A 25,984-nucleotide genomic window follows, 5' to 3' on the forward strand; every position below is an offset into this window, starting at 1 on the left:
CTAGTCATATTCCTGTGGGTTTACAGCCCAATTGAAATGATCCTCGACCAGTTGTGCTTTATTTTCTTCAATAAAATCAATGAGTGCACTTTGAGCTGGCGTTAGGTTCTTTCCTTTCGAGTAGATCAGGTTCCATTGCGTAATGATAGGAAGACCTTTTAGAGGAAAGATCTTCATGTTTTCGTTTTTCAATGCAGTCCTGACTCCAATCAAAGGAACAATAGAGAAACCCAGACCTGCATTTATAGCCTGTTTTATAGCCTCATTCGAAACCAGCTGCATGGATTTTTTGATTGCAATATTTTTCTTTTCAAGGAAGTCTAGCATAGCATTTCTAGTAGCTGATCCCTCTTCTCTTAAAAGCAATGTTACTTTCTCTAAGTCTTTTGGTTTCTTGATTTCATCTGCATTGTCTGCATTACCGATAAGGTATAGCCTGTTCTCCATCAATTCCACCCGATGGACTTTTAACTCTTCCGGAACAATTGATACAAGCGAAAAATCACTTTCATTCTTTATCAGTCCTTCTACCACCTTGTTTTTGTTTGACACGTCTATCGAAATTTCAATGCCGGGATATTTATCCATGAAGGATTTTAGAAAGTAGGGGATAACATACTTTCCTGTCGAAACCACGGATATTTTGATTTTACCTGTAAGGAAGCCTTTGTATTGATCAATGGTGAATTTGATGGCTTCAGATTCTTCAAGGATTCGCCTACTCCTGATCTTAATTTCCTCTCCAAAGTCAGTAATAAAAAGTTGTCTACCTACAACTTCGGTAAGTGGCAAGTCAAACTGTTCTTGCAATTTTTTTAATTGAATTGAAATGGCTGGTTGCGTTAAATAGAGCTCCTCAGCTGCTTTTGTAATACTTTGAAGCTCTGCGACTTTGAGGAATATCTTCAATTGATGCAATGTGTAGTTCATAACTAATTACTTATGTATTAAATCATAAAGTTAAATAACTATTTATGAGAGATATGGTTATTCTCCTAGACTATTCATGCCATAGTCTAGGATATTATTATCGGATGATAACCTTTAATTGTGACTGACAAAGATGCTTATTTACATATAAAGGTTAGCCACAAGTGCAATTTTTGATGATTCACATATATTTGTTTTAATATCTAACCTAGTTACCACCAAACGTACAGGATATGGCTAATGGAATTTCAAAGTTCAGTGTTGAATCTATCGAAGATGGCTTTCTGGAATTTCAATCTGAAAAAGCTGAACTAAACTCACTGGTTCAAGAATTCATGCGCTGTATCAAAGAACAAGATAAACCTGCATTTCTTGTGTTGTTTTATCATGAAGACACCCCATGGCTTGGTAAATTTGATGAAGCGAGTGAAGTAATTGCATGTGGAAATAATCCAGATGTTATCAATCATATGAGTGTTTTTGACATCTCAAAGAACACCTTTATTAACAGTATGGTGACACCACCTAAGGCACTTCACTATGAGGAGACCTACTCCAATCTCGATATTGAAACAGATGGATATGTGGCGGCTGTTGGGTTTGACTACCAGATGCTTGTCAATGAAAACCCTATCAAAAGTGGTCGTGAATTGTGGCAACTAATCAAGACCAATCTCGGATGGAAGATAGTTTCGGTCGTGCATTCCATTAAATTTTGAGATTCAAAGGAATAAGTAAAGCAGCATTACTATAACTAGGATTACGGCTATCCATTTGTAGCCTGTTTGAGTTTCAGCAAATTCATACTGACAAATGGGACATTCTTTGCTTTTGGCGTCTACTTCCATTGCACACGAGGGACATTCTTTGGTTTTCATCAAAGAGATTTTAATGCTGTAAGAAGAAGAAAAAACCATCCTGCAATGAATAACAATCCACCAATGGGAGTGATAGCTCCTAACCATTTCATTCCGGTAAAGCACAGGATATATAGAGACCCGGAGAATATCAGTATGCCGAAGGTCATGCTGTAGCCTGCATAATTAAGCCAAGTGCTTTCCATTTTAGTCATCAACAATGCAATCGCCAGAAGCGCAAGCGTATGATAAAATTGATATTGAACAGCCGTTTGAAATGTGTCAAGGGTTCCTTCTGCGGTGAGTTTGGCTTTCAAAGCGTGCGCCCCAAAGGCACCTAAGCCGACAGCTAACATGCCAGAGATGGCGGAAATGATGATGAAAAACTTATACATTTATTCTTTTGGGCGAAAATAATCAGGGATGCTGAAAAGTGATGGATTTGGCGAGATATCTAGTTTGACCTCCGTTGCTATAGTCAGTATGTTGCGATCACCCAGCTTGGCTCTGCGCTTCACTACTAAACCTTTCCATATCCACATTTCTTTGATCGCCTTTCCTTCAAAAGTCCAGACCTGACAGGTCTTTCCATTGAGTGTTGAATCTGCTTGTTGAGAGCCTCCCATAGAAAAGAGTATGGCTTCTGAAACCTGGCTGGGACTTTTATAAGATGCCTGCTGACTCCATTTGAGGTCTTTTCTAAGCATATAAGTGGAGTCATCCGTATTGACTCTGTAGATATAGTCGCCATCAGTTACTTCATAAACTTTCTGAGTGCTCGAAATCCCATACAGCTCGAATGTCATTTCTTGTTGTCTCAGGCTAGTCCAGCCGAAATTGTCAAAGGTCATCATTTCTTCACCTTCAGCATCTCCTAAAATTTGATATTTAATTTCACCACTTTTAACCTCATATTTCTTCAGATTCTGCGATCGGAGCATGGTGGCATTTTGAGCTTGAGAGTAGCCAATAAGCGGAATTACCGACAATAGGATGGTTAAGATTTTCATAATGAGTAGGGGTGTGTTTGGGTCAAAGATAAAAAAACCCTGACGTCCCATGAATTGGGTGTCAGGGTAGTCAACCAGCTATAGTCAAACATCCCTAGTCAGGGGATTATCTTAATCTTGACAATTGGCACTTGTTCAATTCAGCGACAATTTTCAAGAGCGTTCTTTCTGATGCATCTCGAAATCGTTCAAGTGCAAGGATTTCATTAGGTTTTCCTGATAGCTTGGATTGGAATTCTTCATAGCTTCCAAACTGGTAGGACTGAGCTGTGATATTGTACCAAATTACTTGCATGGTGGTGGCTTTTTAGTTGAATTTGACACCTCTAATGTGATAAGGTTTAATTTACAATTCGTGCCAAATCACTTTCAATTCCTGCCAATCTGGAGTTAACTGCTCAGAACTTCTTTAAATGAATGTCCAAATCGCTTCTCATACTGAGTAGAAAAGGAGCTAACATTGTTCATACCAATCAGCTGCGCGGCTTCAGTAGCAGTTCTTACCTTGTTGTTCTTCAAATAATTTTCCAGGAATTGCCACCTCACCTCTTTGATTAGTTCATAAGGTGTGAGTCCTGAAATTTTCTTGATCATTCGATAGACCTTTCGTTCACTAGCCGCCATTTCATCGGCCAGATCCAGGACAGACAAATGTGGATCACTTATGCGCTTAAGGATCAGGTCCTCGAGTCTGTGCATGACGTTCTTTTCAAATTCTTGAGCAGTTTCGCCGTAGAGTTTGGAAAAAACCTGATTGCTATCCCATTCGCGATCAAGAATGTTTTCCATTTTTATTAGAAGCTCTTCTTTGTCAAATGGTTTGCTGATTACATCCTCAGCACCCTTAGAAATTAGATCAAGCTTTTCTTTTTTATCTGTTCTGGCGCTGACTACAACTACCGGAATTTTTTTCAGGTCTTTGTCCTTTTTAAGATGATCTACCAGCTCAAACCCGTCCATATATGGCATCATCAAATCTGTGATTATCAAGTCAATTTTTTCTGACTGAAGCAAATCCAACGCGCTGGTGCCATTTGCTGCCAAGTATACCCGAAAATCTGTACTTAGAATACTTTGAAGATAAGACCTTAGCTCTTTGTGATCTTCAACTATCAACACAGCTTTTGCATTTTTATCGGCATTTTTAATGCCTGGCACCTGCAGTCGCTCTTTCTCTTCCTGAAGATCCATCCAAAGGGAATTGCGAGTGACCACATCAAGTGATCGCTCAGGGATAATAGCTTTCGAAATCCAATCACTTTTTTTGAAAGGGAACCGGATGGTGAAAATGGTACCTTGTTTACTACTAAAAGCTTTGATAGTTCCATCATGAAGTTCTACCAGCTCTTTCACCAATGCAAGCCCAATTCCGACTCCAGCTTGTGATGAGGTTGAGCCAGATGACTGATAATAGCGATCAAAAATAAGGTCAAGGTTTTCCTTAGGAATGCCAGGGCCTGTATCCGATATGACAATCTCCAGATACTTCTTGTCCGTACTCAGCTGCACATCTACAACGCCATTTTCCGGAGTAAACTTGATTGCGTTGGAAAGAAGATTGTAAATGATTTTCTCAAACTGATGCGGATCGATCTGTAGACTGGTTTCGTCTTCAGCATGCGAGGTAAACTTCAATTCAATTGATTTGATATCAGCGGCACTACTAAACATCTTGGTGAGCAGGCGCAAGTAAGGTACGATTTTCACATATTGGAGTTCAAGTGAAATTTTGCCTTCTTCAAGCCTTGTTAAATCCATGATCTCGTCCGCCAGATAGAGCAATCGCTTTCCATTTTTGATACCCATATCTAACAGTTCTTTGGATTCGTTATCCATGATTTCATAATAACGTTCGATGATTTTATCCAGGGAACCTAAAATCAAGGTAAGAGGCGAGCGTAGATCATGGGAGATATTTGCGAAAAAGCGTGTTTTTGCTTTATCCAGTTCTTGAAGTTTTGCGGATTGCTGCTCAATTTTTGAAAGTAGTTTTTTACGGTGAATGAGTTGCTTTCGGAGTAAAAAAGCAAAGGCTAAAAGAATGATAACAATTATTGCAATGGATATTATGATCGTATTTTGAAAGCGTATTTGCTGTTGTTGTATTTGTGCTTCTTCTCTGAGTATTAAGTTTTCTTTCTCTTTAAGTTGATTTTGAAACCTGGCCTCAGCTTCCTCAGCGGCTGCCAAAACATCCTTGTCGTGGATAGATTCATAAAGCAGGCTATAGTCAAACAGCAATTGTGCAGCTGCTTCGAAGTTTCCAAGATTAGCTTCGATCTTACCCAAATGCCACATGGCTTCAGCTTGCCTTTCAGGACTCGATGATTTTTCAGAGATGTCTAGCGCTAGTTCAGCATACTCTTTTGCTTTTCCATATTGGCCAAGTTCCACATGAATTTTGGCCAGACTTATAGCTGCATACGTGAGCGAAAGATTTTCTCCAAAGCCTTTCTTTATTTCGAATGATTTTGTGGCGTAGTAGCCGGCAGAATCATAATTACCTTCCTTATAGAATGTCTCACCAATATTACCGTATGTGCTTGCCGTATTTCTGAGATTCCGATTGATGTCTAATCCCTTGATTGCCTTTCTTAAATAAATACGAGCCGTATCAAACTTATCCATCTTCATGTAAGCGATTCCCATATTATTGAAAATCCCCCGTGCCCGTCTGTTTTCTTCTCCCATTATTGCCAGAGCCGTTCGATAATACTCCATTGCTTTTTCGGGATTATTGATATTGTGATACACCAGTCCGATGTTGCCCATAGTACCAGCAGCAGATACGCTATCTCCGAGAGCTAGCTTGATTTCAATAGCCTTGGTAGCATATATGATAGCTGAATCATATCTAGCCTGATTTTCAAAGGCATTTCCAAGGTTGGTATAGTTAGATGCTACTCTCCTTTCATTGCCAAGTTCCTGGCTAATTTGAAGTGCTTTTTTCAATTCGCCTACGCCAAAATCATTTATTCCATTCTCGCTTTCTGTTATTCCAATTGTCGCCCAAATGATTCCTTCGAGCGTGCGATCCGATTCTTTTGCGAGCTCCAGCCCTATGTGTCCAAACATAAGTGCAGTATCAGCATCTATTCGCTTGTACGTCCATGCTAGTTCATCGTAGAGCCTCATTTTCAATGAGTCATCTGTGACAGTTCCAAGATCATTCTTAAGACTATCTAAAAAATTTCGAAGCTGAGCATGCGAATCGCCTAGTGATAGAAGTGCGAGGAATAAAAGGAATACTTTTTTTGACATGGCGGTTTCAATTGGTGACTCAATATAAAAAAAGCTCTCCTGAATAGATCAAGAGAGCTTATTCTACCCACGGTGCTATGCGTGATTAGGTGGATTTCGAAGTGAAGTTATTAACACTAATTTTATCAATCCTGCCAACCTACTTCATAATTCTGCCAATCATTCATAAAACACCGCAACATCTTCTAACGGTTTTCTGGTTAGGTCCGGGACGTATACTTCATCCTTTGGATATCCAATAGGTAGAAGTAAGTAGGGTCGTTCATTGTCCGGGCGATTCAAAATTTTGGTAAGAAAATTCATCGGCGAAGGTGTGTGTGTGAGAGTAACTAATCCAGCCTTATGGATTGCCGAGATGATCATCCCGCAGGCGATTCCAACCGATTCATTGACATAGTAATTATTATTTTTCTCCCCATCAATCATTTCAAATACTCGCTTAAAAATCACAATAATCCAAGGAGCCTCTTCCAGAAATGGCTTATTCCAATCTGTACCAATGGGCTCTAGGTCTTTGATCCATCGCTCGCTCATTCGCCCGTGATAGCTATCGTATTCCTCTTTTTCTGCTGCTTCTCGTATCGCTTTTTTCATATCAGCATTCGAAATGGCGCAGAAAGTCCAGGGCTGTTTATGCGCACCAGAAGGAGCAGTAGACCCTGCCATTATTAAACTTTCGATAAGTTCTTTGCTCACCCGTTTATCTGAAATGTCCCTTACGGTTCTGCGCGTGTCAAGCCATTCGTAGTATTTTTTAGCTCTTTGCTCTGCCTCTTCGGGACTGTATATATCTCTGTCATACGACACATGCGGATGACCATTTATGTCTTTTTTCTCCATTATAATCCTAAAACTTCTACACCTTGATCAAATACAATATCAACCGGAATATTTTTTTCTGATAATCGATCCAGCTCGGATTGCAATACCTCTCCGATTTTACCCTTTTCCGCGACCAATTGAGCAACTCCTTCATAATCTCCATTTCCCTGAAGTGTCAGAATTTTCTCAGACAGTGCATCCATTGCTTCTTTCATTTTCTCAAAATCTACTCGGTATGTACCCGTTGCTTCGTCTTTGGCAAACGCACCGTATTCATTGAAAAAGTTGAATCGAATCATGTTAGCCTTTCCATGGGAGCTAGCAGCACCAAAGCGGACAGAACGAAAGATCCCGGCCATGAATGTCACATAGTAGTCATTTAAGTCTCCTTCGATTTCACCTTTTTCATAAAGCTGAGTAATCATGTAGAGACCAAGAATATCCGCTTTACCTTCTTCAAGTGCTGAAGAATGCTCTTTAAGTGCATTGCGAACTGTACCCTTACCATTGATAGTGTTTTTAATCCCTAGTCCATGTGCAACTTCGTGAAACATGGTGTTGCCAAAGAAAGCGTCAAAAGTGATATGTTTCCTCTGATCCGGGTGAATCAATACATCAGCAATCGGTAGCAATATGTGATCAAATTTTGCCTGCATTGCATTCTTAAGTTGAAGCCGTCTGGAGCCTTTCTCAAGCTGAACCTCCTCGTCATTCGGTAAGTTGATTGCAATGGTTTTCGATCCAGAATTGCAGTCGCCTGCATAGTATACAACATCATAGGCGTTGAGATCAGCATCGGTTCCCGGTGTTTCTGCTTTGTACTCATCTGCTACCGGAAGACCAGTTTGTAGCTCCGGTAAGAATGCTGCATACTTCGCTAATCGCTCACTCCAGCTTTTGTCCTTAACCAAAACGTAAGCCTCATGAGCAGCTTTGTAATTGTATAGCTTATCCTCATAGTTTTCGATAGGACCAACGACAAAATCTAGACCATTCGTTTTCATATCCATCCACGCCATATCACTTGCCTGATATTCGTCATTGAGCAATGCATCGGCTCTTAAGGCTAAGTAACTTTTTAGTCCCTCATCTTCGGCCAGTTCGGCGCATTCTCTCAGCAAATCCGAAGCCCTCTGAACTTGCTCTGCAAACATTTCATTGTATGGGATAGTCGTCAGGTTGCCAGAATCATCTCTGCGAATAAAAGTGTACAGACTTGTTTTACCTTCTAGCTCGGCTGCTTCAAATTCTTCTTTAGTCATATCAGTAGGGTAGTAGTTTGCACCCTCTGGTTTAGACTTTACACCCTCTAAAAAAGGCTCGTTATTGGCAAGTCGATCCCAAGGACCATAGTTGATCTGCACATATCTTTTGGTGGCCGGATCGGTTAGAGAAGCTAGAAGAGAATCCTTCTTACCATACGCCTCATACCAAAAGAGTTCATCCATAATTTTTGAGACCTCAATCATTTTTGGGATCATCATTTTCTCGCTTTCACTGAGCTGACTAATGTCTGTTGTTAGTTTCACATTTTTATAAATGGCTACTTTTTTCTGCATTTGTGTAAGCTCACTTTTTTCTTCTTGCTTTTCTGGTGCAGCACATTGACTTAAAATCAGGCCTATAAGTGCTATGTTTAATATCTTTTTCATAATAGCTTTAATTGAAAGGTTGGAACATTCGAAGTTAAAAAGAATCTTGGTCGTCCATACGATTCATTCATCACTTCTTTAATTTCAATTAAATTGGCGCTTCATAAAATACCTAACAATGAAGAAAAATCTAGCTATTCTTTCACTTGGAGTCGTTTTGTTTTCGTGCCAAACAAGCTCCGATAAATCATCTTCTGCGATATCAGAACAATCACTTAGGACACACATAGAAGTGCTCTCCTCAGATGATTTTCAAGGGAGAAAACCATTTACAGAGGGTGAGATCAAGACAGTAAACTATTTAGTAGATCAGTTCAAGGCATACGGTTTGGAGCCGGGAAACGGAGATTCCTATACGCAGGATGTGCCATTGGTGGAATTGACTGCCACACCATCGGAGACTATGGTTATAGAAGGGAATGGAAACACGGTAGAACTACAGGTTCTTGATGAATTTGTAGCTTATACGGAACGTGTAGAGAAGCAAACCTCTATTGACGCCTCCGAACTGGTGTTTGCAGGATATGGAGTTGTGGCTCCAGAGTACAACTGGAACGATTATGAAGGTTTGGATGTAAAAGGCAAAACAGTTGTCGTGCTGGTTAATGATCCAGGTTTTGCTTCCGGAGATTCTACTTTTTTCAAAGGAGAAACCATGACCTATTATGGAAGGTGGACCTATAAATATGAAGAAGCAGCACGACAGGGTGCAGCAGGATGTTTGATTATTCATGAAACTGTGCCAGCAGGATACGGTTGGTCAGTGGTACGAAATTCATGGTCTGGTGCAAGCTTGTATTTAGATCAGACTGGAGGATCGTACCAACCGAATATATTGGGGTGGATCACCAGAGATGCAGCCATCAAGATTTTTGAAGCTTCGGGTGTAGATATGAAGAACTATGCTGTGAAGTCAAGAAGTGAAGACTTTCAAGCAGTTAGCTTAGGTTTGAATGCTTCGGTGTCTGTCACAAATGAAATAAAGCGAGATCAATCAAGAAACGTAATCGCAAAGATTACGGGGTCTGAAAAACCGGATGAATACATCATTTATTCAGCACATTGGGATCATTTAGGCATAGGTCCTGAAATAGATGGAGATAGTATCTACAATGGTGCTCATGATAATGCCTCGGGTACAGCTACCATGTTAGGTATTGCAGAAGCTATGTCTAAAATGACTCAGCCGAAGAGATCTGTGGTGTTTTTAGCAGTAACCGCGGAAGAGCAAGGCTTACTTGGTTCAAAGCACTATGCTAAAAATCCAATATATCCACCAGCACAAACAGTAGCTAATATTAATATGGATGGGATTACAGCCTGGGGAGAAATGAAAGATTTGACGGTGGTAGGCTATGGACAATCAGAGTTGGAAGATATTGCTGAAGAGGTGGCTGCTAAGCAAGGAAGATATATTATTCCGGATCCGGATCCGGGTAAAGGTTACTTCTTCCGGTCGGATCATTTTCAGTTTGCCAAAGTTGGAATCCCGGCACTTTATGCTTCAGGCTCCTATGAACATATGACAAAAGGAATTGCATATGTAGACAGTCTCAACAAGGTTTACTTGTCTACTCAGTATCACAGGCCACAAGATGAGTATAATCCTGAAAGCTGGACGTTTGATGGGATGGCTCTGGACGGAGTATTACTCATGGAAGTGGGATTGAAAGTAGCAAACTCCAACGATTGGCCAAAGTGGAAGGAAGGATCAGAGTTTAAGGCGATCAGAGAACAGTAAGTTTTAGGTATACAAAGAGTAAGCAAAGCAGTGTTGTCACGGATAGCACTGCTTTTTTTGTTGAGAGTGCCCTATTCTAGCAAAGAATTCAGCAATGCGATAACTGTTGAATTTAATCTAGTTACCTAATCCGAGCGATGGGTTCGCTGATGTCATGTAACTTTATTGCAAAATAAACTACTTACAATCGTGCGAACCCTATTGCTTTTCCTCCCAACTATTTTCTTCCTTTCTTCCTGTGATCATACACATGATCATACTCATGATGAAGTGACAGATGTTGAAGAACTCTACAGCTACGATGTAGAGAATAAAATTTCAGAGATGGGAATTACACTCAATGAACCATCGCCTCCAGCTGGCAATTATGTCAATTCGGTAAGAACAGGAAACCTTGTGTATATGGCAGGTAAAGGACCAAATCTTCCGGAAGGTGGATACGTAACAGGAAAAGTCGGTGAAACCCTCAGCATAGAAGAAGGATATGCCGCGGCGAAATTGGTGGCCATTGCACAGCTCGCAGCTTTGAAGGCTGAAATTGGCGATCTCAATAAAGTGGTTAGAATAGTAAAAGTTCTAGGCATGGTGAATTGTGCTCCTGATTTTGCAAATCAGCCGGAGGTAATCAATGGCTTTTCTGATACGATGGTAGAGGTCTTCGGAGAAAGGGGCAAACACGCACGAGCTGCGGTTGGGATGGCATCATTGCCACGCAATATTGCGGTTGAAATCGAAATGATTGTGGAGGTAAGAGATTAGGTTTTTATGAATTGACTAAATTCATGCTTTAAATCATCGACTATTATGAAAGCTAAATATTTAATAGCGACTTGTCTGCTACTTCTGTGTGCTGCGGGAATGGCACAAAGCCGTGAAGAAAAGAATAAGCACTTCTCTCATAAAATGGGTTCGTTTAAGGATATCCGTGACGGTAAAGTTTACAAAACAATTACGTTTGTTCGTGAGCACCATGGAGCTCAAATTACACGGACTTGGTTTGCTGAAAACATTCAGTTCAATGTTCCGGGTTCGAAAGCTTATAACAATACCAATGAATATGCCACTACCTATGGTCGTCTTTATAATTACGAGCAGGCTAACCTCGCATGTCCAGAAGGGTGGCATGTACCCACAATTCATGAATGGAAACACTTGTTTCATTTCTTTGGAGGGTGGCATCATTCCGGCAAATATTTAATTGAAGGGAAAGCCAGTGACATGGATATGATTTTTGGTGGCTTTGGTCAGCCGGATGGGTCATTCAAAGGAATTGGTGTGCATGGAAACTGGTGGGATAATGAGCTGAAGGACACCAATTCAGCAGGAATTATCACATTGAAAAAAGGGGATGAAAACATTTATCACTCCAAAGTAGGCGATAGTCACTATCTAAGTTGCCGATGTGTGAAATTTCATAACTGATATTCTTTGCATCGACTATTATTTATTCTCTTCCTCCTCCCAATTTGTGTGTATACACAAGAGATTGACACTACCACTAATGAAAGCTCATTTGCGGTTTTTCCTGCGATTAGCTACGCTCCTGAAACCAGTCTGCAAATAGGCGCAGTTGGAATATGGGTTCTTAAAAATCAGGATGCATCTCAATCTACATTTCAGCGTCAATCTACGGTAACGCCGTATTTCATTTATACATTAAAAAAGCAAACCATAGCAGTTGTAAACGTGGATTACTACTTGCCAAAAGGTCAAAACCTCAATATCTCAATCCGATACTACAACTTCCCCGATTCCTATTTTGGAATTGGAAATGCTAATGATCCTGATGTTTCTGAACAGTATACCAATCGTTTTTTTCAGCTTGAAGGACAGTTTCTTCATCCTTTAAGTGAGAAAGTCTTTGTAGGAGGTGCTTTTGATTCACACTTCACCTCGGTCAGAAATAAAATAAGTGCAGGTCTCTTGGAGACTCAAACGCCAGTTGGCTTGGAGGGCGGCAATCTGCTTGGGCTTGGACCTGCATTTCGTTACGATACACGTGACTATACGCTTTATCCAACGAAAGGATATTTCATATCGAGTCGTTTGATATTGAACAAGATTGGTGATTTTGACTTTACGACCTACCTCACGGATGTCAGGAAATATGTGACCATTTTCAATGATGATAATATCCTGGCTTTCCAATTTAGATCTCAGTTTACGTTTGGAACGGACGTCCCTTTTTATAAGCTGCCGCAGCTGGGTGGTGACGAACGATTGAGAGGGATAGCAAATGCCAGTCTTTACCGAGACCGACAGATGATGTACACACAGGTTGAATATAGAAGACCTTTATTTTGGCGCTTTGGAATGACCATATTCGCAGGGGTTGGAGATGTTGCTTATGATATCGATGATTTCACTTTATCAGAATTTAAATATGTTGCCGGAATAGGAGGAAGGCTGGCCATTATTCCGGAACGGAAGCTAAACGTTCGTCTTGACCTTGGGGTTGGTAGAGGAGGTCAGACAGGAATTTATATCGGGATAAGTGAAGCGTTTTAATGGTCATTATCTAATTCCTTCACCTTTTCTTTCACGATTTTAAGAAGCAAGTCCACTTTTGATTTGTGAGTACGAAAAACGACTACAGCAATTCGTATCCAGAATATGCCGTGTATAGTGGTTGATGAAAGAAAGATTCGACCATCGTCTTGAATGGCCTTGATTAGCTTTTCATTAAGGGAATTAGCTTCACCTGATTCAGGTACATATCTAAAGATCGCAATGGAAAGATCTGGAACGGGTCCTACTTCAAAACCTTCCACTTTATTTAACTCTGCTCTAAAGTATTGAGCCAAAAGCATCTTTTCTTCAAGAGCTGCTCGAAACGGTTTAAGTCCGAAGAGCTTTAGCGGCAGCCACATCCGAAGGCCTCTAAAATGCTTGGTAAGTTCCGGAGAAACATCTGCCGCATTCACCTCACTATCTGAATCTACCAGATCCTGAAGATAGTCGGCAGTGTATCGGTGCGCTTGGTAAAGTGCTTTCAAGTTTTTAATCAAAACAGCTCCAGTACCAAATGGAAGAAACAAACTTTTATGTGGATCCAATGTCACAGAGTCTGCTTTTTCAATTCCTTTAGATCGTTCTTTTATTTCTGGGAGCATTCTAAAAAACCCTCCATATGCAGCATCAACATGAAACCAAAGGCCGTACCTCTCTGCTATTTTACTCATCGCTTCTATTGGGTCGATTGTTCCTGTATTGGTTGTGCCGAGTGAAGCATTCAGGAAGAATGGAATAAGTCCTTTTGATTTATCTGTTTCTATCGTTTCCTCCAAAGAAGCAATGTCTAACCTGAATTCACTATCTACAGATAGATAGCGAAGCTGTGCTTCTCCCAATCCCGCAATTCGCAAGGCTTTCTGCAAAGAATGATGGGTTTGATCAGATAGATATATCACAAGCTTATCAAAGTCCTTTGCTTTTACGCCACGAGCTTCTCTAGCCGTAACGACTGCAATTAGATTTGAGATTGATCCTCCTGAGGTAAGGTTTCCGGTCGCATCGGAAGGAAATCCCATGAGCTCATTCATCCATCTTATGAGCATATTTTCCATACGTGCTGCACCTGGAGCCGGGAAATAGATGCCTGCATACTTGTTACTGATTGCCGCCAGATAATCTCCCAAAGCGGAGGGATATAGTCCACCTCCGGGTACATAACCCATATGACCACCGGAAGCTGCGTTGATGCCGTCTTCTTCTACATGTGTTTTCAGAAATCCAAGTAACTGGTTAATTGGAATTGCCTGATCATCAATTTCTTCTTTCTCTACAGGTAGCGGATTTTGAAAGAAGGCATTTGAGCCATCAAGGTTGGATAAAAATTTTGATGTGTGATCGAACACCTTTTGAGTGAGTTCGTTTCGATCCTTTTCATTGGGTTCCAGCTGCCTGGCGATAACCTCTAGTTCCTGAATTTTTTTGATCATTGCGATCAAATTTAGTTAGGAATATTTGAGAGCCAATTTTATGCTCCAGGACTGTCGTTATGGTTTTTCAATTCACCTTTTTCTGACTTGAATTCGTCCAGGAGAGCCATCATCCTGCCATGAATTTCAAAAAGTGTGGTTTCAGCTAAATACTTTGGCGTGAACTTACAATAGGCAATGAAATCGGTGAGTTCATCACCTTTTAGCTTGGTTTCTTCGGCTATCCAGTCTCTGTTAAACTTCCGATAAGCAGCACGCTCCATCTCTTGCTTAGCCAATAATTTATCCAGCTTTCTCTTTTCTTTGCCTTTTTTGGTAAGTCCACCCACATCAAATCCTATTGATATGGTTGGTGCATGATAATCGGGCGGTTGTATTTTCTGTTCGTTGGCGGCTATCTTGTATGCATCCAATGGGATCGCATCCAAACCAAATACCACGTGAGTGGAATCCATTGCCTGCGTATCTATAATTTGTTGCTTAAATCTCCAGTATTCAGGAAAGACGTTTACCTCGACCTCAGTTAGTTTAATCGCTTCTTGTGTGAGATAGAAATTAACTAAAGCATATGATGGATTTTCATTTACGATATATGTAATGGACTTATAGCCAACATAAGTGAACACGAGTGAATCTCCTTTTTGAACCGGAATTTTGAACGTGCCATTTTCATTTGTGTTGGTTAAGAGACCTGCTTTAGGATTTGTGATGTGAACACCAATCATTCGGTCAGAATTGATTGAATCAGAAACAATTCCATAGAGGTAATCTCTCTGTGAATATCCACTCAGGGATATCAGGATGAACAACATAAGTAAGAGTATTCGCACATTTCAAATATCTGCAATGACCATGCGAATGACGAATTATTAAGATTTTTTAACACCAACTAGTTTCATTGCTCCAAGTAAACTCCGCTTTGGAGCTCTAAGGATTCTTTTTTTAAATGTAGCATCAGGTTCAGCAGCTTTGGCTTGATACTTTCTTATTGAGTTTTTTCATAGTTGTGGCGATGATTGTTTCAATAGATCACTCTACTGTGGAGCGGTCTTTCTATACGCAATCAACTGGCCAATAAATCCTATCAGGATCAAACCGTAAGCCAGCGGATGAAAGTATTGAAGTGAGACTACAAAGGCTATTAATGTGAAAAACATCAATGTGCGGAGCATTGTGCGATCGATCTTGGATGCATGTGCCAATTGCAAGGTTCCGATAGTGATCATAAATAATCCGGTCATGATGCTGAATCCATTGTGGAAGGACATAAGTGTATGCGTTCCCATCATTTCAATTTCATAGTCTTTCATCATTTGGATGACCTCAGGAACTTCTTCGTTGCTGGGGCCAAAAAATTGTGCGATCAGATGGAGAATGCCTAATAGGGCAAGAGCTGCTCCGGCAGCTTTAATCATTTTATTAGCTTCCATAGCAATACTGAAATTGGTGAATAAGTAAGTTATGCATTTGGAAGTAAAACATAAACTCAGATATGATGTGAGGATAAAGTACTCATTAGGTGTATCATTCTTCCTTTTCCACCAGCGGTCGCTAGCTTCCTCTCACAATTTACTTTCTTTGCGCTTGAGCTAATTCAAACAATTTAAACCCTATGAGACAATTACTATTACTTATTACCATGACGCTATGCGTGTCACTTGTGGCTCAGGAGAAGCGATTCTTCATGCCTAAAGAGATGAAGCAGGCGTATGACAAAGGCACTCGCTCGTATGACGGGAAGCCAGGTGCCAGCTACTGGCACAACACGGTAGACTATGACATCAAAGTTGCTATAGATCCGGAGACGCGCGGAATCAGTGGAACATCAGAGATCACTTATACCAACAATAGCCCGGATGACCTGAGTACGATCGTAGTACGGTTATACAATGATGTGTATCGAAAAGGAAACCCACGTGCTTCTCGTGTAGATGAGCGAGATATTGATGATGGAGTGACATTGAATATGGTTCAGGTTCGAGGCGACTCTGTAGATATGGAAAGCCGATCGTTTACAAGAAACGGTACCAATATTTTTATTCGACTTTCTGAGTCACTTAAAAGCGGTGAGAAAATTGATCTCGCGATTAATTGGGAACAGTTTGTACCTTATACCAACCGAAGAACAGGTGTAGCTGATAGCACTTCCTTCTTTGTGGCCTACTGGTATCCGCAGGTGGCTGTATACGATGATGTATTCGGATGGGATACGCAGAACTATTCGTTTAGAACAGAGTTTTATAACAACCTGGCCAACTTCAATGTTGAGTTTACGGTTCCAAAGTCATTCACTGTTTGGGCTACTGGTGTTTTACAAAATCCGGATGAAGTGTTCAATGCAAACATTCTGGAACGCTACAACAAAGCATTAACAGCGACAGAGCCAATGGACATCATCAATGGTGATGACCTGAAAGATGGTTTTGAGCACAAGTCTGGTACCTGGAAGTTTAAAGCTGACGAAGTACCTGACTTTGCTTTTGCAATGAGTGATCATTACGATTGGAATGCCGCTTCACAAAAAGTAGCCGGCAATGATGTATTGATAAGTTCAGTATATCCTACCGGGAATCCACAAGGATTTGCTGCAATGACTCCAAATCAGCAAAAAACGATGAAGCACTTCTCTGAAGACATTCCCGGAGTTCCTTATCCTTATCCAAGGTTCACTACTTTCATTGGACTTGGTGGAGGCGGTATGGAGTTTCCAATGATGGCTTACAATGGAGGACCCGGACTTGGCGTAACAGTTCACGAAATGTACCACATGTACTTCCCGATGTATGTTCGGGTAAATGAACGACGCTTTGCATGGATGGACGAAGGATGGGCAGATTATATCACCTCTTTAGTAACCAGCAGGTTCTTTAGAAACGATAGCTCGGACTTATTCACAAACTACAAAGGAAGCGTAGGAGGGATGCAGGGCCAGTACGAAGATGTGCCATTATTCACTTCTTCACAATTTATGGATGGTACGAACTACGGTTACTCTGCGTATCCACTACCTGCATTCATTTACTCGATGTTGCATTTCCATCTGGGAGATGAAATGTTTCTGAAAGCCTATCAGGAATACATCAATCGCTGGGCTAAGAAGTCACCGATACCATTTGATTTCTTTTACACATTCGAAGATGTAAGTGGACAAGATTTAAGCTGGTTATGGAAGCCATGGTTTTTTGAATATGGCTATCCAAATGTGAAAATTGATGGCATCAAAAAAGACAAGCTTACGGTTTCAAATATGGGGAATCGACCAGTGCCTGTGCAAGTAGAAGTGAAGTATAATGACGGCACTGATTACGAAACTTCCATGTCTGCCAAGTCCATGGCGGGTAAGGACAAGTTTGAAGTAATTATTCCTAATTATAAAAAAGTAGAGTCTATCTCGGTAAATGCTAGTCTTCCTGATTTGGACGACACGGACAATTTCTATCCACCATTGAAAGATCGAATGGCAGGAGTAGAGGTTCCTGAATTTATTTATGGTACATACAACATTGCCAACTTTAATATTCAGGCGACGATGAAGATGGAAGATGGCCTTGTGAAAGCTCAAGTTCCTGCAGCAGGAATGAATGTTGTAGTGATGCCGAAAGATGGTAAGTGGATTTCACTAGATGGACAAGTAGTAGTTGAATTTGACAACTCAGGTGAAAAAACTGCTATGAGTATGGAGCTGAAGCAATTTGGAGTAACTGTAGAAGGTACGAAAGAGTAGCTTTAAATAAAGTAAGGTAAAAAAGTCCTCTCCGTTATCAGAGAGGACTTTTTTACTTCTTGTCTACGTATTGAAATGGAATACCTGCCTTGTTTTCCAAATCCTGACCTAACTCAACGTGATCGTCATCTCCTTCATCACTAAACCATCGGATCAGTAGCATAGCACCCATGGCTTGCTTGTCCTTCAGTGCTAGCATCAGTTGATATAGGCACTTCATCGTTCCAGTATCAAAGTGCTCAAGTTTTAATTCAACAATGAAGGTGGGAACGGTGGTGTTTTTAACCTGTTCTATAATGGGGAGGTAAAAATCCTGGACATCTCTCATAAGCGATCTACCTTCAATTTTAAGTAGACCAGTTTGCGTATTAAATCTTACACTTGGAATAATATCTCCATCATCAGTCATATGGCAGTCGGTTTATAGTTGATACATTATCTCAGGCGGGAGTAACCAGTAAGAATTATATTTCTTACTCGTCATCTTTCATTTCCTCAAATTTATCTATTTGTTCAGGTCTTGGAAAAACATTGTTTTCAAGATTCACATCTGGTAGCTGCTGATTAGGGTCTATTGCAATATTGACGACCTCCTTGTCTTTCAAAAATGTCTTGGTGACCTCAGCTTCATTGAGTCTCCAGATTTCTGCTGGTAGCTGCTGAATTTCTTTGGTGCCATCCGTGTATGTCCACTCGATAATTACAGGCATCACCAATCCACCTTTATTTTGCAGTTTGAGTTCATAGATGTGCTTTCCGGAAAGCTGATCTCTCATTTTGCCCTCATCCAGTCGACTAAGGAACTGTCCATAAGAGTTGTCGGCCGTTGGTAGCATGGTAAAAGGCTGCGGTCCATCAGAGAAGCCTTCACCTTTGGCTCCTTTACCAGAACCGAAAATACGTTTCGTGTTTCCTTTCTGTTGTTTGTTTTCTACAGTTGCTTGCTCTTCTTTAAGCTGATACCATTTCACGTCAGCTAGCTCAATGTCGACTGTCTCTGTGGTAAAGAACCATCCTTTAAAGAACCAATCCAGATCCGTTGCAGTACCATCTTCAAGTGTTCTGAAGAAATCTGATGGATTTGGATGTTTATACTTCCAACGATTTGCATATTCTTTGAATGCCGCATCAAATAGCTCTTTCCCAACGATGGTTTGTCGTAGCATCTGAAGTCCGACGGTCGGCTTTTGATAAAAATTAGCTCCCATCTGAAAGAGTAAGTCGTTATCCGAGTTGGTCATAATTGGGCGTAAAGTTTTTTGATCACCCATCATGAATTGGATTATGTCTTTTGGTGTTGTGCTCGACCATTCGGGGTATCTTTCGGCCAATGTGCGCTGATGCAAGAATGTATTTAACCCTTCGTCCATCCACATCCATTTTCGTTCGTCTGAACTCACGATCATTGGAAACCAATTGTGACCTACTTCATGAATGATTGTACTGGTCATACCTCTTCTGGCTTGTTCACTGATTTGCCCGTCTACAGGTCGTCCACCATTGAAAGAGATCATCGGAAATTCCATCCCAATATTGGAAGTATTGACTGAAATAGCTACAGGATATGGATAATCAAAAGTAGCTTCGGAATATACCTCCAATGCTTGCTTTACTCCATTAGTAGACTCTTCTGTCCAAACAGGCAAGCCTTCTTTTGGATAGAACGACATGGCCATTACTGTGTTGGTTGGAAGCTTCACTGCTTGTGCATCCCAGATGAACTTCCTGGAACTGGCAAAGGCTACATCACGCACATTTTCTGCTTTAAACTTCCAGGTCTTGGTTCCTTTTTTCTTCGTTTTCTCATTCTTTTCTGCCTCTTCGGGAGTAATGATGAATAGCTGATCGTCAAAGGATTTGCGGGCTTTAGCCATTCTATCTTGTTGGGTTTTTGTGAGAACCTCAGATTCGTTAGTAAGCGTACCTGTGCCAGCTACTACATGATCTTCTGGTACCGTCAGCTCCACAGCATAATCACCAAATTCAAGGGCAAACTCACCGAGCCGTCTGAACTGTTTGTTTTGCCACCCTTCAGTATCGTTATACACAGCCATTCGAGGAAACCAGTGTCCGAGCAAAAACACTTTGTTGTCATCTTCAGGAAAATACTCGTAGCCTTCCCGAGATAGTAAAAATTTGGCCCGGTCCGTGATGTAGTTTTTCCATTTGATGGAGAAGGTAACGTTCTCTCCGGGCTTGAGCGAACTGGGAAGATTGATCCGCAGTAAAGTATTATTAATGATGTATGGCAAGTCCTGACCACTTGCATCTTTGATCCACTGGATATCGGTTCCTGCCGGAAAATCAATCGGTCGCACCAAATACTGCATTTGTAGCGAGCTGACTGAATCTCTTACTCCACCCAGCACATCGCCGAAATCTTCATTTCCTTTCTTATTTACATTTTGCTCAATGTTAAGCCACAAGAATTTCAAATTGTGAGGTGAATTGTTGAAGTACGTGATTGTTTCTTCACCAGTTAGTTCATTGGTATTTTCATCTATCGAGGCTTTGATTTTGTAATCCGCACGCTGCTGCCAATAGTCTTCACCTGGAGCTCCTGAAGCAGTTCTGTAAGAGTTTGGTGGAGAAAGTAAGCGATCGATCGCATTAAACTTTCCTGAGTAGCCAGGGACATCCTGAGCGAAGGACAATAAGGAAGAAACAATAAATGTCGCAGCAATAAGAAATCTCATGGTCGTATTTTTTTTGGCAAGTTAATAAATGGATAAGTCGGCCAAAAGTATGTTTACACAGGTGGTTTATTCTAGAGTGATATTATTTACTTTATGTAAATTGAAGCTGTCACCAAACAACTTGACATGAAACTACTGCCAATAAGCCTTTGCTTGCTGGTGTTTGCGTTTTCCACCGCAGATGCACAAGTACAGGGATCAGATCAGAATCTAGGATTCGGATTTGATGTTAATTCCATTAGTGGAGGTTCGAAGGACACACGGGTAAACCTCTACGTTTCATATACTTACTTTATTACTAAAAATCTTTCTCTCGGGGTAGGACCCAGATTTAGTTGGGGGAGAAGCAAGGAGAGCGATACTGTTGCCGTCTCTAAAAGCAATACCATAGGGTATAATGTGTTCCTTAACTATTCCTTTTTAACAAGCGGGGGATTCGTTCTTCCATACATTGGAGGGCAGTACACCAAGCTGGTTCAAAAGCAGGCTGGTAATGATGATCCGTTTATTACCAATAGTATAGGAGGCAATGTTGGGATGAAATTTTTTATAACAGAGCGACTCAATATTGATAACAACTTTAGCATCACACGGATAATCTCTCAAAACGAAACACTTGATGATTTAGGTTTTGATGCCGACGGGACCGTCATGCAAATCAATGTGGGATTAGGATACATAATCGGACGTAAAAATTAAGGTCATGAAAAAGATTTTACTAATAGCCTTCACTTTGATTGCGACAACTTCTTTTGCCCAGGTGCAAAAAGGAGATATGAACATAGGTGCAAATTTTGGCCTGATGAAGCAAAATGGCGATGCGGACATCATGAATTATTCTTACTCTACATTGATTCTTAATGCGCAATACTATTTGACGGACAATGTCTCATTTGGAATTTCGCCAAGTATAGCTACGGCTAAAGTGTTGAATGACGCATTTACTGTGAAGTCAAGTGCATGGAATTTTTATCTGGATTATTCATTTCTCTCAGATAATGGAAAAGTACTCCCTTATTTAGGAGTAAAATTCACTTTATACAATACACTTATTGAAAATGGTGATCTATCCGGTTCTGGTCAAGATCTTGGTGATCAGTTTGGCTTTGGAGGATTTATTCCTATAGGAGGAGGCAACGCCTCATTTGAAACCAAATTCAAAAGACAAGTGGTGTCTTTGTCAGCAGGGGTGAAGTTCTTCATCACTGAAAGAATCAACGTGGACAACAACTTTACTTTTGGTACAATTCTGAATGAAAAAATCGAGCTTGATTTTCTAGGATTTCCATTGTCATTTGATGGCGAAGGTGGTGGTCGCTTGATTCAATTCACCATAGGTTTTGGATATATTATCGGTAGAAAAGGTACCTAATCCTATGCGAATCATTTTGTCTCTATTCGGCCTTTATTTGGCGCTTATAACCAGTGCCCAACAGATTTCAATTATACCTGTTGGTAAGTTGTCGTCTTCGTTGGATCGAGTTACCTCAATTGCATTTTCGTCTGATTCTGAACAAATGGTTGCCGGTGATCGAAAAGGCAATTTTCAATTCTGGGACCTAAATGAACTACGTCCTGTTGCTTCAAATAAAGTGGGGGATGAGATCATTTTCATTTCATTTCTAAAAGATGACGAAGAGTTTTTAGTAGTTGACGAGAGTGGTGTGCTTAGTTTTTTCAATGCAAGTAACTATCAGAAATCTCGATCGGTGAAGCTTGGAGACGACCCCAAACTCGTAAGTATTGATCCGGAGAAACAATTCATTAGTTATGTCAATGATGATGATGAGTTGAAGGTCTTTAGCCTGAGAGCACAGATGCAACAAGCTCAAATCAGAATAGGCGACCGGGTGAATAAGCCCATTTATTTAGGTTATGATCGATTTGGGCAACAACTGGCCGTCATGGGTCAGGATGGTACCGCCCTGATGTGCAATCCGGTGAATCAAAAAGTATTACGAGAGGTGAAGCTTCGTAGTGATGAATATGCAGGTTCATCCTCAGTGATGCATGCCGGGGCATCCAATAAAGGCAGTGATTTGTTTGTGACCGGAGTTCAGGAAGTATTCGTTCCCAAAGGCGGCATCCAAGGTGGACAACCAGAACGCAGAAATAGCATTATAGCTTACGATTGGGATTCTTCCAATGAAGTAAAGCGAATTCGAGTAAATGATCGAGTAGATGCAATTGTGTTGGGGCCGGGACCAAGTCACATTGCATATTATACAGACAAGCGATTTAGAATTTCGTTAGTCAATCTAGACCAGGGAGCAACAGCCAGCGAAGTGACCTTGGATGAATTTCCTGAGACCATTGAAATTTCTTCGGATGATTCATACCTCGCCGCTGGAGATAAGGAAGGAACGATTCACCTGTTTGAGTTGCAAAGGAATTCAGCTCCGCAAATCAAAATAACTAAGCCATCTCTCAATCGAAATATTGCAGAGGCTATCGTGCAACAATCAACTATCGAGATGCAGGGCGTGCTATCTGATGGAGCTAAAATCAAGACAGTGACAGTTAATGGCAAAGAAGCAGAAATACTTCCCAATGGAAAGTTTAGTGCTCAAGTCGGTTTGTTACCAGGTAAGAATAAGATCAGAGTATTGGCTCAAGATTATCAATCAAATACTGCTTTCAAAGATTTCTATATCACCAGAAATCCGGAAGTCATAGCCGGCGAATCTTCAACTCCAGTCGATTATTCTACTCAAAAGCGTGTGGCATTGGTTATTGGAAACGCAGCATATTCTGGTGCCGGAGCGTTGAATAACACCGTCAATGATGCTAAATCGATGGCTACTACTTTAGCGTCACTTGGCTTTGAAGTGACTTCTGTTATTAATGGATCATATGAAGATATTAAGCGAGCTATTTATAGATATGGCACAACCATTCGCGACGTTGATGTCTCCATCTTTTTCTATGCAGGTCACGGACTAGAGATTGAAGGCATAAACTATTTGGTTCCGGTAGATTCTGAAATAGCAAGTCCGTTGGATGTAAAATTGAAAAGTATTCCACTGACAGGCGTACTTCGTACAATTGAATATGCAAACGAGGATGGACTAAATATGGTCATCCTTGATGCTTGTAGAAATAACCCATTTCCTACCGGCAAAAGAGGAGGAGCAGGCTTGGCTAAGGAAACGCCTCCATCCGGAACTCTTATTGCTTATGCGACAGGTCCGGGTAATGTAGCTTCGGATGGGGAAGGAGAGAATGGACTTTATACAGGTGAGCTTATTAAGCAGATGAAGCAGCCTCAACGAATCGAGGATGTATTTATGCGTACACGAAATAGCGTGGAGGAACTCAGTGGAGGTTCCCAACAGCCATGGGAAGAAGCGCGATTAAAAGGGATTTTTTACCTGAAATACGAGTAATCACTCAAGTTCTTAAACAGATCATCCGTCTGTACGTTGGATAAATACCTGTACGTTGGATAAATACATTCAACTAACCTTTTAATCATGATCAAGCTAGCAATCTTTAATTGTCTTTTGTGTATTTCCATTTTTTGTAATGCGACAGATGTTGAGGTCACTTACGTGGAATCCGTTCGTGGATTAGAGAATGAACCTTACGCCATCAATTTTACCATTACCTGGAAAAATTGTTGGCACAACGATCGCAATCGCGATGCTGCGTGGGTATTTTTCAAATTAGATCAGGGCAATGGTTCGAAACATCAATTTCTTAAGGAAGGAACAGCGAAGATGCTCTGGAAAGGTTCGGGCGCAATGCCGGATGCTAAAATTGATATTGCAGAGGATGGGTCCGGCTTATTTGTCTATCCTGGATCAAAATATAGAGGAGATATCACCTATCACATCACAGTCGAACGAGATACCGCAAAGACCGATTATCGTGCACGTTTTGAGCGGATGGAAGCCATAGCCATTGAGATGGTGTATATACCAGAAGGTGGATTTACATTGGGTGATCCATTGGAGGAGTCAATGAAGTATGGTGCTTTTTATCAGTCGGATTCAGATGGGAATTTTGATGGGCTTTATAAAATTAATAGTGAGGATCAGGAAATTCCAGTAGGCCCGAATAAGGGAAGTCTTTACTACCAAATCCGGAATGAGATTTACCAAGGAGATCAGCAAGGACCAATTCCGGCAAGCTTTCCCAATGGCTATTCTTCGTTTTATATCATGAAGTATGAAGTCACTCAAGGACTTTATGCCAGATTTCTTAATTTAATTGGGAAGACGGCCGCCACTGTAAGGGCCAATTTTGGATCACCGGATTATAAGAAACATGGCGGAACGATAAGATTGAAAAAAGGGAAGTATGTGGCCGGAGCTCCTAATAGGCGAAATATGTACTTTCATTGGGATGATATGATGGCCTTTACAGATTGGGCTGCATTGCGACCGTATACGGAGCTTGAATTCACCAAAGCTTCGCGGGGACCTTTGAAACCGAAAGAAAGAGAATACCCATGGAATACTTCATCATTGGATCGTATGGCTAATCGTATTGATCCGATAACGCAAGAACAGGTGATTCTAAATGGGATGACTGAGGCTGATATGACGGAGGATAATCGAGAGATATTTGGTGCTTCGTATTACTGGGTCATGAATTTAGCAGGAAGTATGTGGGAAAAGGTAATTACCGTTGGTGATGAAACCGGAAGGTCTTTTACCGGAATTCATGGAGATGGAAGCATCAGTTACTATGGTTATGCGGATGTATCTGATTGGCCGGAAGGCTTCAGAGAAGTTGAAGGATATGGATATCGCGGAGGTGGCTACTATGGAGAGAGGGGTGATATTACCGACTTCAATCCATTTAGTCCAATAGCTTTCAGGAGATATGGTGCGTGGAGTGGTGGTCCCCGCAATGCAGCTTATGGATATCGGGCAGCTAGAAGTGCACCAACAAACTAATCTTGAGATTCATATTCTGGTTGCATTTTCCAGACAATTGCAAAGCCTATTGTGAGACCGACAATAGAAAAAAGCACATCATATGGATCGTATATATTGTTACCTCCCAGGTTGTGAATCTTAAACTCCTGTGTCAGGACGAAAATGGTCGCTAGAAGCGTCGCAATTAAATAAAGATGTTTGTATGCAATCTTTCTTTTTGATTTGAAAAATCTGTGGTTAAGATATATGCCAATGGTTGTGAGCGTTATTACGCCAACTATACCTTCATAAAAATTAGGCAGGGATAGCACGGTGATGTCGAAAACCACATGAAAGTCTCCATTAAGCACAAATGGTCTTAGCCAAGCTTTACTGAATATAAATAAGACAAGAATCAGAATCTGTATACGTGCGAGTTTTAGAGCGTCTCTCATTTTTAATCGACATAAAAAAAGGCAGCCATA

Annotated in this window: 24 protein-coding genes; 10 read left to right on the forward strand and 14 right to left on the reverse strand. The window is 40.9% G+C overall.

Annotation, left to right across the window (positions count from 1 at the left end):
* The gene (locus tag ACL8WY_RS15790) at positions 1–930 is read right to left on the reverse strand and encodes a LysR family transcriptional regulator (protein WP_436515721.1); all 930 of its coding nucleotides are present in this window, start codon (positions 928–930) and stop codon (positions 1–3) included.
* 233 nt (positions 931–1,163) lie between these two features.
* Between ACL8WY_RS15790 and ACL8WY_RS15795 the strand changes: the two genes are divergently transcribed.
* Positions 1,164–1,649: a hypothetical protein gene (locus ACL8WY_RS15795; protein ID WP_436515722.1), complete on the forward strand. Its 486-nt coding sequence runs from the start codon at positions 1,164–1,166 to the stop codon at positions 1,647–1,649.
* 3 nt (positions 1,650–1,652) lie between these two features.
* Here ACL8WY_RS15795 and ACL8WY_RS15800 read toward each other — a convergent pair whose 3' ends face one another.
* The 7 genes from ACL8WY_RS15800 to ACL8WY_RS15830 form a co-directional block, all read right to left on the reverse strand.
* Positions 1,653–1,808 (reverse strand): hypothetical protein, encoded by a 156-nt coding sequence (locus tag ACL8WY_RS15800; RefSeq protein ID WP_436515723.1) that lies wholly within the window; start codon positions 1,806–1,808, stop codon positions 1,653–1,655.
* Positions 1,808–2,182, reverse strand: coding sequence for a DUF423 domain-containing protein (locus ACL8WY_RS15805; protein ID WP_436515724.1), 375 nt, complete (start codon positions 2,180–2,182; stop codon positions 1,808–1,810). The genes ACL8WY_RS15800 and ACL8WY_RS15805 overlap by 1 nt, the downstream gene beginning before the upstream one ends.
* Entirely contained in the window at positions 2,183–2,797 is a 615-nt protein-coding gene (locus ACL8WY_RS15810; RefSeq protein WP_436515725.1) for a hypothetical protein, read from the reverse strand.
* Between the two features lie 106 nt (positions 2,798–2,903).
* A complete protein-coding gene (locus tag ACL8WY_RS15815) occupies positions 2,904–3,092 on the reverse strand; it encodes a hypothetical protein (RefSeq protein ID WP_436515726.1) in 189 nt (62 codons plus the stop codon).
* A 95-nt stretch (positions 3,093–3,187) separates the two neighbouring features.
* Positions 3,188–6,058 carry an ATP-binding protein gene (locus ACL8WY_RS15820; RefSeq protein WP_436515727.1) on the reverse strand — a complete coding sequence of 957 codons (2,871 nt, stop codon included), beginning with the start codon at positions 6,056–6,058 and terminating at the stop codon, positions 3,188–3,190.
* Positions 6,059–6,217: 159 nt separating this feature from the next.
* Positions 6,218–6,898, reverse strand: coding sequence for a nitroreductase family protein (locus tag ACL8WY_RS15825; protein WP_436515728.1), 681 nt, complete (start codon positions 6,896–6,898; stop codon positions 6,218–6,220).
* Positions 6,898–8,532, reverse strand: a complete 1,635-nt coding sequence (locus tag ACL8WY_RS15830; protein ID WP_436515729.1) for a dipeptidyl-peptidase 3 family protein — start codon at positions 8,530–8,532, stop codon at positions 6,898–6,900. Before ACL8WY_RS15830 ends, ACL8WY_RS15825 begins: the two co-directional genes overlap by 1 nt.
* A gap of 118 nt (positions 8,533–8,650) precedes the next feature.
* On the opposite strand from ACL8WY_RS15830, the gene ACL8WY_RS15835 reads away from it, so the two are divergent.
* From ACL8WY_RS15835 to ACL8WY_RS15850, 4 genes are all read left to right on the forward strand, one after another.
* On the forward strand, positions 8,651–10,273 hold the full coding sequence (locus tag ACL8WY_RS15835; RefSeq protein ID WP_436515730.1) for a M28 family metallopeptidase: 1,623 nt from the start codon (positions 8,651–8,653) through the stop codon (positions 10,271–10,273).
* Between the two features lie 270 nt (positions 10,274–10,543).
* Entirely contained in the window at positions 10,544–11,032 is a 489-nt protein-coding gene (locus ACL8WY_RS15840) for a RidA family protein (protein WP_436518068.1), read from the forward strand.
* 45 nt (positions 11,033–11,077) lie between these two features.
* Positions 11,078–11,695, forward strand: a complete 618-nt coding sequence (locus ACL8WY_RS15845) for an FISUMP domain-containing protein (protein ID WP_436515731.1) — start codon at positions 11,078–11,080, stop codon at positions 11,693–11,695.
* Positions 11,696–11,701: 6 nt separating this feature from the next.
* Positions 11,702–12,781 (forward strand): BamA/TamA family outer membrane protein, encoded by a 1,080-nt coding sequence (locus ACL8WY_RS15850; RefSeq protein ID WP_436515732.1) that lies wholly within the window; start codon positions 11,702–11,704, stop codon positions 12,779–12,781.
* Here ACL8WY_RS15850 and ACL8WY_RS15855 read toward each other — a convergent pair.
* The 3 genes from ACL8WY_RS15855 to ACL8WY_RS15865 all read right to left on the reverse strand — a co-directional run bounded on the left by ACL8WY_RS15855 (position 12,778) and on the right by ACL8WY_RS15865 (position 15,644).
* Complete coding sequence (locus ACL8WY_RS15855) at positions 12,778–14,214, reverse strand: pyridoxal phosphate-dependent decarboxylase family protein (protein WP_436515733.1); 1,437 nt, start codon at positions 14,212–14,214, stop codon at positions 12,778–12,780. The genes ACL8WY_RS15850 and ACL8WY_RS15855 overlap by 4 nt on opposite strands.
* A gap of 38 nt (positions 14,215–14,252) precedes the next feature.
* Entirely contained in the window at positions 14,253–15,044 is a 792-nt protein-coding gene (locus ACL8WY_RS15860) for a carboxypeptidase-like regulatory domain-containing protein (protein WP_436515734.1), read from the reverse strand.
* A 204-nt stretch (positions 15,045–15,248) separates the two neighbouring features.
* A complete protein-coding gene (locus ACL8WY_RS15865) occupies positions 15,249–15,644 on the reverse strand; it encodes an LIC_13387 family protein (protein ID WP_436515735.1) in 396 nt (131 codons plus the stop codon).
* Between the two features lie 182 nt (positions 15,645–15,826).
* On the opposite strand from ACL8WY_RS15865, the gene ACL8WY_RS15870 reads away from it, so the two are divergent.
* Complete coding sequence (locus ACL8WY_RS15870; RefSeq protein ID WP_436515736.1) at positions 15,827–17,938, forward strand: M1 family metallopeptidase; 2,112 nt, start codon at positions 15,827–15,829, stop codon at positions 17,936–17,938.
* A gap of 52 nt (positions 17,939–17,990) precedes the next feature.
* On the opposite strand, the gene ACL8WY_RS15875 is transcribed toward ACL8WY_RS15870, so the two are convergent.
* Both ACL8WY_RS15875 and ACL8WY_RS15880 read right to left on the reverse strand, forming a co-directional pair.
* Positions 17,991–18,347, reverse strand: a complete 357-nt coding sequence (locus tag ACL8WY_RS15875; protein ID WP_436515737.1) for a SiaC family regulatory phosphoprotein — start codon at positions 18,345–18,347, stop codon at positions 17,991–17,993.
* Between the two features lie 64 nt (positions 18,348–18,411).
* On the reverse strand, positions 18,412–20,634 hold the full coding sequence (locus ACL8WY_RS15880; RefSeq protein ID WP_436515738.1) for a M1 family metallopeptidase: 2,223 nt from the start codon (positions 20,632–20,634) through the stop codon (positions 18,412–18,414).
* 126 nt (positions 20,635–20,760) lie between these two features.
* On the opposite strand from ACL8WY_RS15880, the gene ACL8WY_RS15885 reads away from it, so the two are divergent.
* The 4 genes from ACL8WY_RS15885 to ACL8WY_RS15900 all read left to right on the forward strand — a co-directional run bounded on the left by ACL8WY_RS15885 (position 20,761) and on the right by ACL8WY_RS15900 (position 25,538).
* Positions 20,761–21,333, forward strand: a complete 573-nt coding sequence (locus ACL8WY_RS15885; RefSeq protein ID WP_436515739.1) for an outer membrane beta-barrel protein — start codon at positions 20,761–20,763, stop codon at positions 21,331–21,333.
* Between the two features lie 4 nt (positions 21,334–21,337).
* Positions 21,338–22,006, forward strand: a complete 669-nt coding sequence (locus ACL8WY_RS15890) for an outer membrane beta-barrel protein (protein WP_436515740.1) — start codon at positions 21,338–21,340, stop codon at positions 22,004–22,006.
* 4 nt (positions 22,007–22,010) lie between these two features.
* The gene (locus tag ACL8WY_RS15895) at positions 22,011–24,020 is read left to right on the forward strand and encodes a caspase family protein (protein WP_436515741.1); all 2,010 of its coding nucleotides are present in this window, start codon (positions 22,011–22,013) and stop codon (positions 24,018–24,020) included.
* An 87-nt stretch (positions 24,021–24,107) separates the two neighbouring features.
* Positions 24,108–25,538 carry an SUMF1/EgtB/PvdO family nonheme iron enzyme gene (locus ACL8WY_RS15900; RefSeq protein ID WP_436515742.1) on the forward strand — a complete coding sequence of 477 codons (1,431 nt, stop codon included), beginning with the start codon at positions 24,108–24,110 and terminating at the stop codon, positions 25,536–25,538.
* Here ACL8WY_RS15900 and ACL8WY_RS15905 read toward each other — a convergent pair.
* Positions 25,535–25,954 (reverse strand): hypothetical protein, encoded by a 420-nt coding sequence (locus ACL8WY_RS15905; RefSeq protein WP_436515743.1) that lies wholly within the window; start codon positions 25,952–25,954, stop codon positions 25,535–25,537. The two genes, ACL8WY_RS15900 and ACL8WY_RS15905, sit on opposite strands and share 4 nt — an antisense overlap.
* Between the last annotated feature and the right edge of the window lie 30 nt (positions 25,955–25,984).

This window comes from Ekhidna algicida, from assembly GCF_051379705.1.
In the GTDB taxonomy this organism is placed as follows: domain Bacteria; phylum Bacteroidota; class Bacteroidia; order Cytophagales; family Cyclobacteriaceae; genus Ekhidna.

What these genes read in the sequence shown, in the direction of transcription:
- ACL8WY_RS15845 (WP_436515731.1), top strand. Translation starts at nt 11,078, where the DNA reads ATGAAAGCTAAATATTTAATAGCGACTTGTCTGCTACTTCTGTGTGCT.
- ACL8WY_RS15875 (WP_436515737.1), bottom strand. Translation starts at nt 18,347, where the DNA reads ATGACTGATGATGGAGATATTATTCCAAGTGTAAGATTTAATACGCAA.
- ACL8WY_RS15835 (WP_436515730.1), top strand. Translation starts at nt 8,651, where the DNA reads ATGAAGAAAAATCTAGCTATTCTTTCACTTGGAGTCGTTTTGTTTTCG.
- ACL8WY_RS15830 (WP_436515729.1), bottom strand. Translation starts at nt 8,532, where the DNA reads ATGAAAAAGATATTAAACATAGCACTTATAGGCCTGATTTTAAGTCAA.
- ACL8WY_RS15905 (WP_436515743.1), bottom strand. Translation starts at nt 25,954, where the DNA reads ATGAGAGACGCTCTAAAACTCGCACGTATACAGATTCTGATTCTTGTC.
- ACL8WY_RS15865 (WP_436515735.1), bottom strand. Translation starts at nt 15,644, where the DNA reads ATGGAAGCTAATAAAATGATTAAAGCTGCCGGAGCAGCTCTTGCCCTA.
- ACL8WY_RS15855 (WP_436515733.1), bottom strand. Translation starts at nt 14,214, where the DNA reads ATGATCAAAAAAATTCAGGAACTAGAGGTTATCGCCAGGCAGCTGGAA.
- ACL8WY_RS15790 (WP_436515721.1), bottom strand. Translation starts at nt 930, where the DNA reads ATGAACTACACATTGCATCAATTGAAGATATTCCTCAAAGTCGCAGAG.
- ACL8WY_RS15810 (WP_436515725.1), bottom strand. Translation starts at nt 2,797, where the DNA reads ATGAAAATCTTAACCATCCTATTGTCGGTAATTCCGCTTATTGGCTAC.
- ACL8WY_RS15870 (WP_436515736.1), top strand. Translation starts at nt 15,827, where the DNA reads ATGAGACAATTACTATTACTTATTACCATGACGCTATGCGTGTCACTT.
- ACL8WY_RS15815 (WP_436515726.1), bottom strand. Translation starts at nt 3,092, where the DNA reads ATGCAAGTAATTTGGTACAATATCACAGCTCAGTCCTACCAGTTTGGA.
- ACL8WY_RS15800 (WP_436515723.1), bottom strand. Translation starts at nt 1,808, where the DNA reads ATGAAAACCAAAGAATGTCCCTCGTGTGCAATGGAAGTAGACGCCAAA.
- ACL8WY_RS15805 (WP_436515724.1), bottom strand. Translation starts at nt 2,182, where the DNA reads ATGTATAAGTTTTTCATCATCATTTCCGCCATCTCTGGCATGTTAGCT.
- ACL8WY_RS15885 (WP_436515739.1), top strand. Translation starts at nt 20,761, where the DNA reads ATGAAACTACTGCCAATAAGCCTTTGCTTGCTGGTGTTTGCGTTTTCC.
- ACL8WY_RS15880 (WP_436515738.1), bottom strand. Translation starts at nt 20,634, where the DNA reads ATGAGATTTCTTATTGCTGCGACATTTATTGTTTCTTCCTTATTGTCC.
- ACL8WY_RS15795 (WP_436515722.1), top strand. Translation starts at nt 1,164, where the DNA reads ATGGCTAATGGAATTTCAAAGTTCAGTGTTGAATCTATCGAAGATGGC.
- ACL8WY_RS15895 (WP_436515741.1), top strand. Translation starts at nt 22,011, where the DNA reads ATGCGAATCATTTTGTCTCTATTCGGCCTTTATTTGGCGCTTATAACC.
- ACL8WY_RS15820 (WP_436515727.1), bottom strand. Translation starts at nt 6,058, where the DNA reads ATGTCAAAAAAAGTATTCCTTTTATTCCTCGCACTTCTATCACTAGGC.
- ACL8WY_RS15900 (WP_436515742.1), top strand. Translation starts at nt 24,108, where the DNA reads ATGATCAAGCTAGCAATCTTTAATTGTCTTTTGTGTATTTCCATTTTT.
- ACL8WY_RS15825 (WP_436515728.1), bottom strand. Translation starts at nt 6,898, where the DNA reads ATGGAGAAAAAAGACATAAATGGTCATCCGCATGTGTCGTATGACAGA.
- ACL8WY_RS15890 (WP_436515740.1), top strand. Translation starts at nt 21,338, where the DNA reads ATGAAAAAGATTTTACTAATAGCCTTCACTTTGATTGCGACAACTTCT.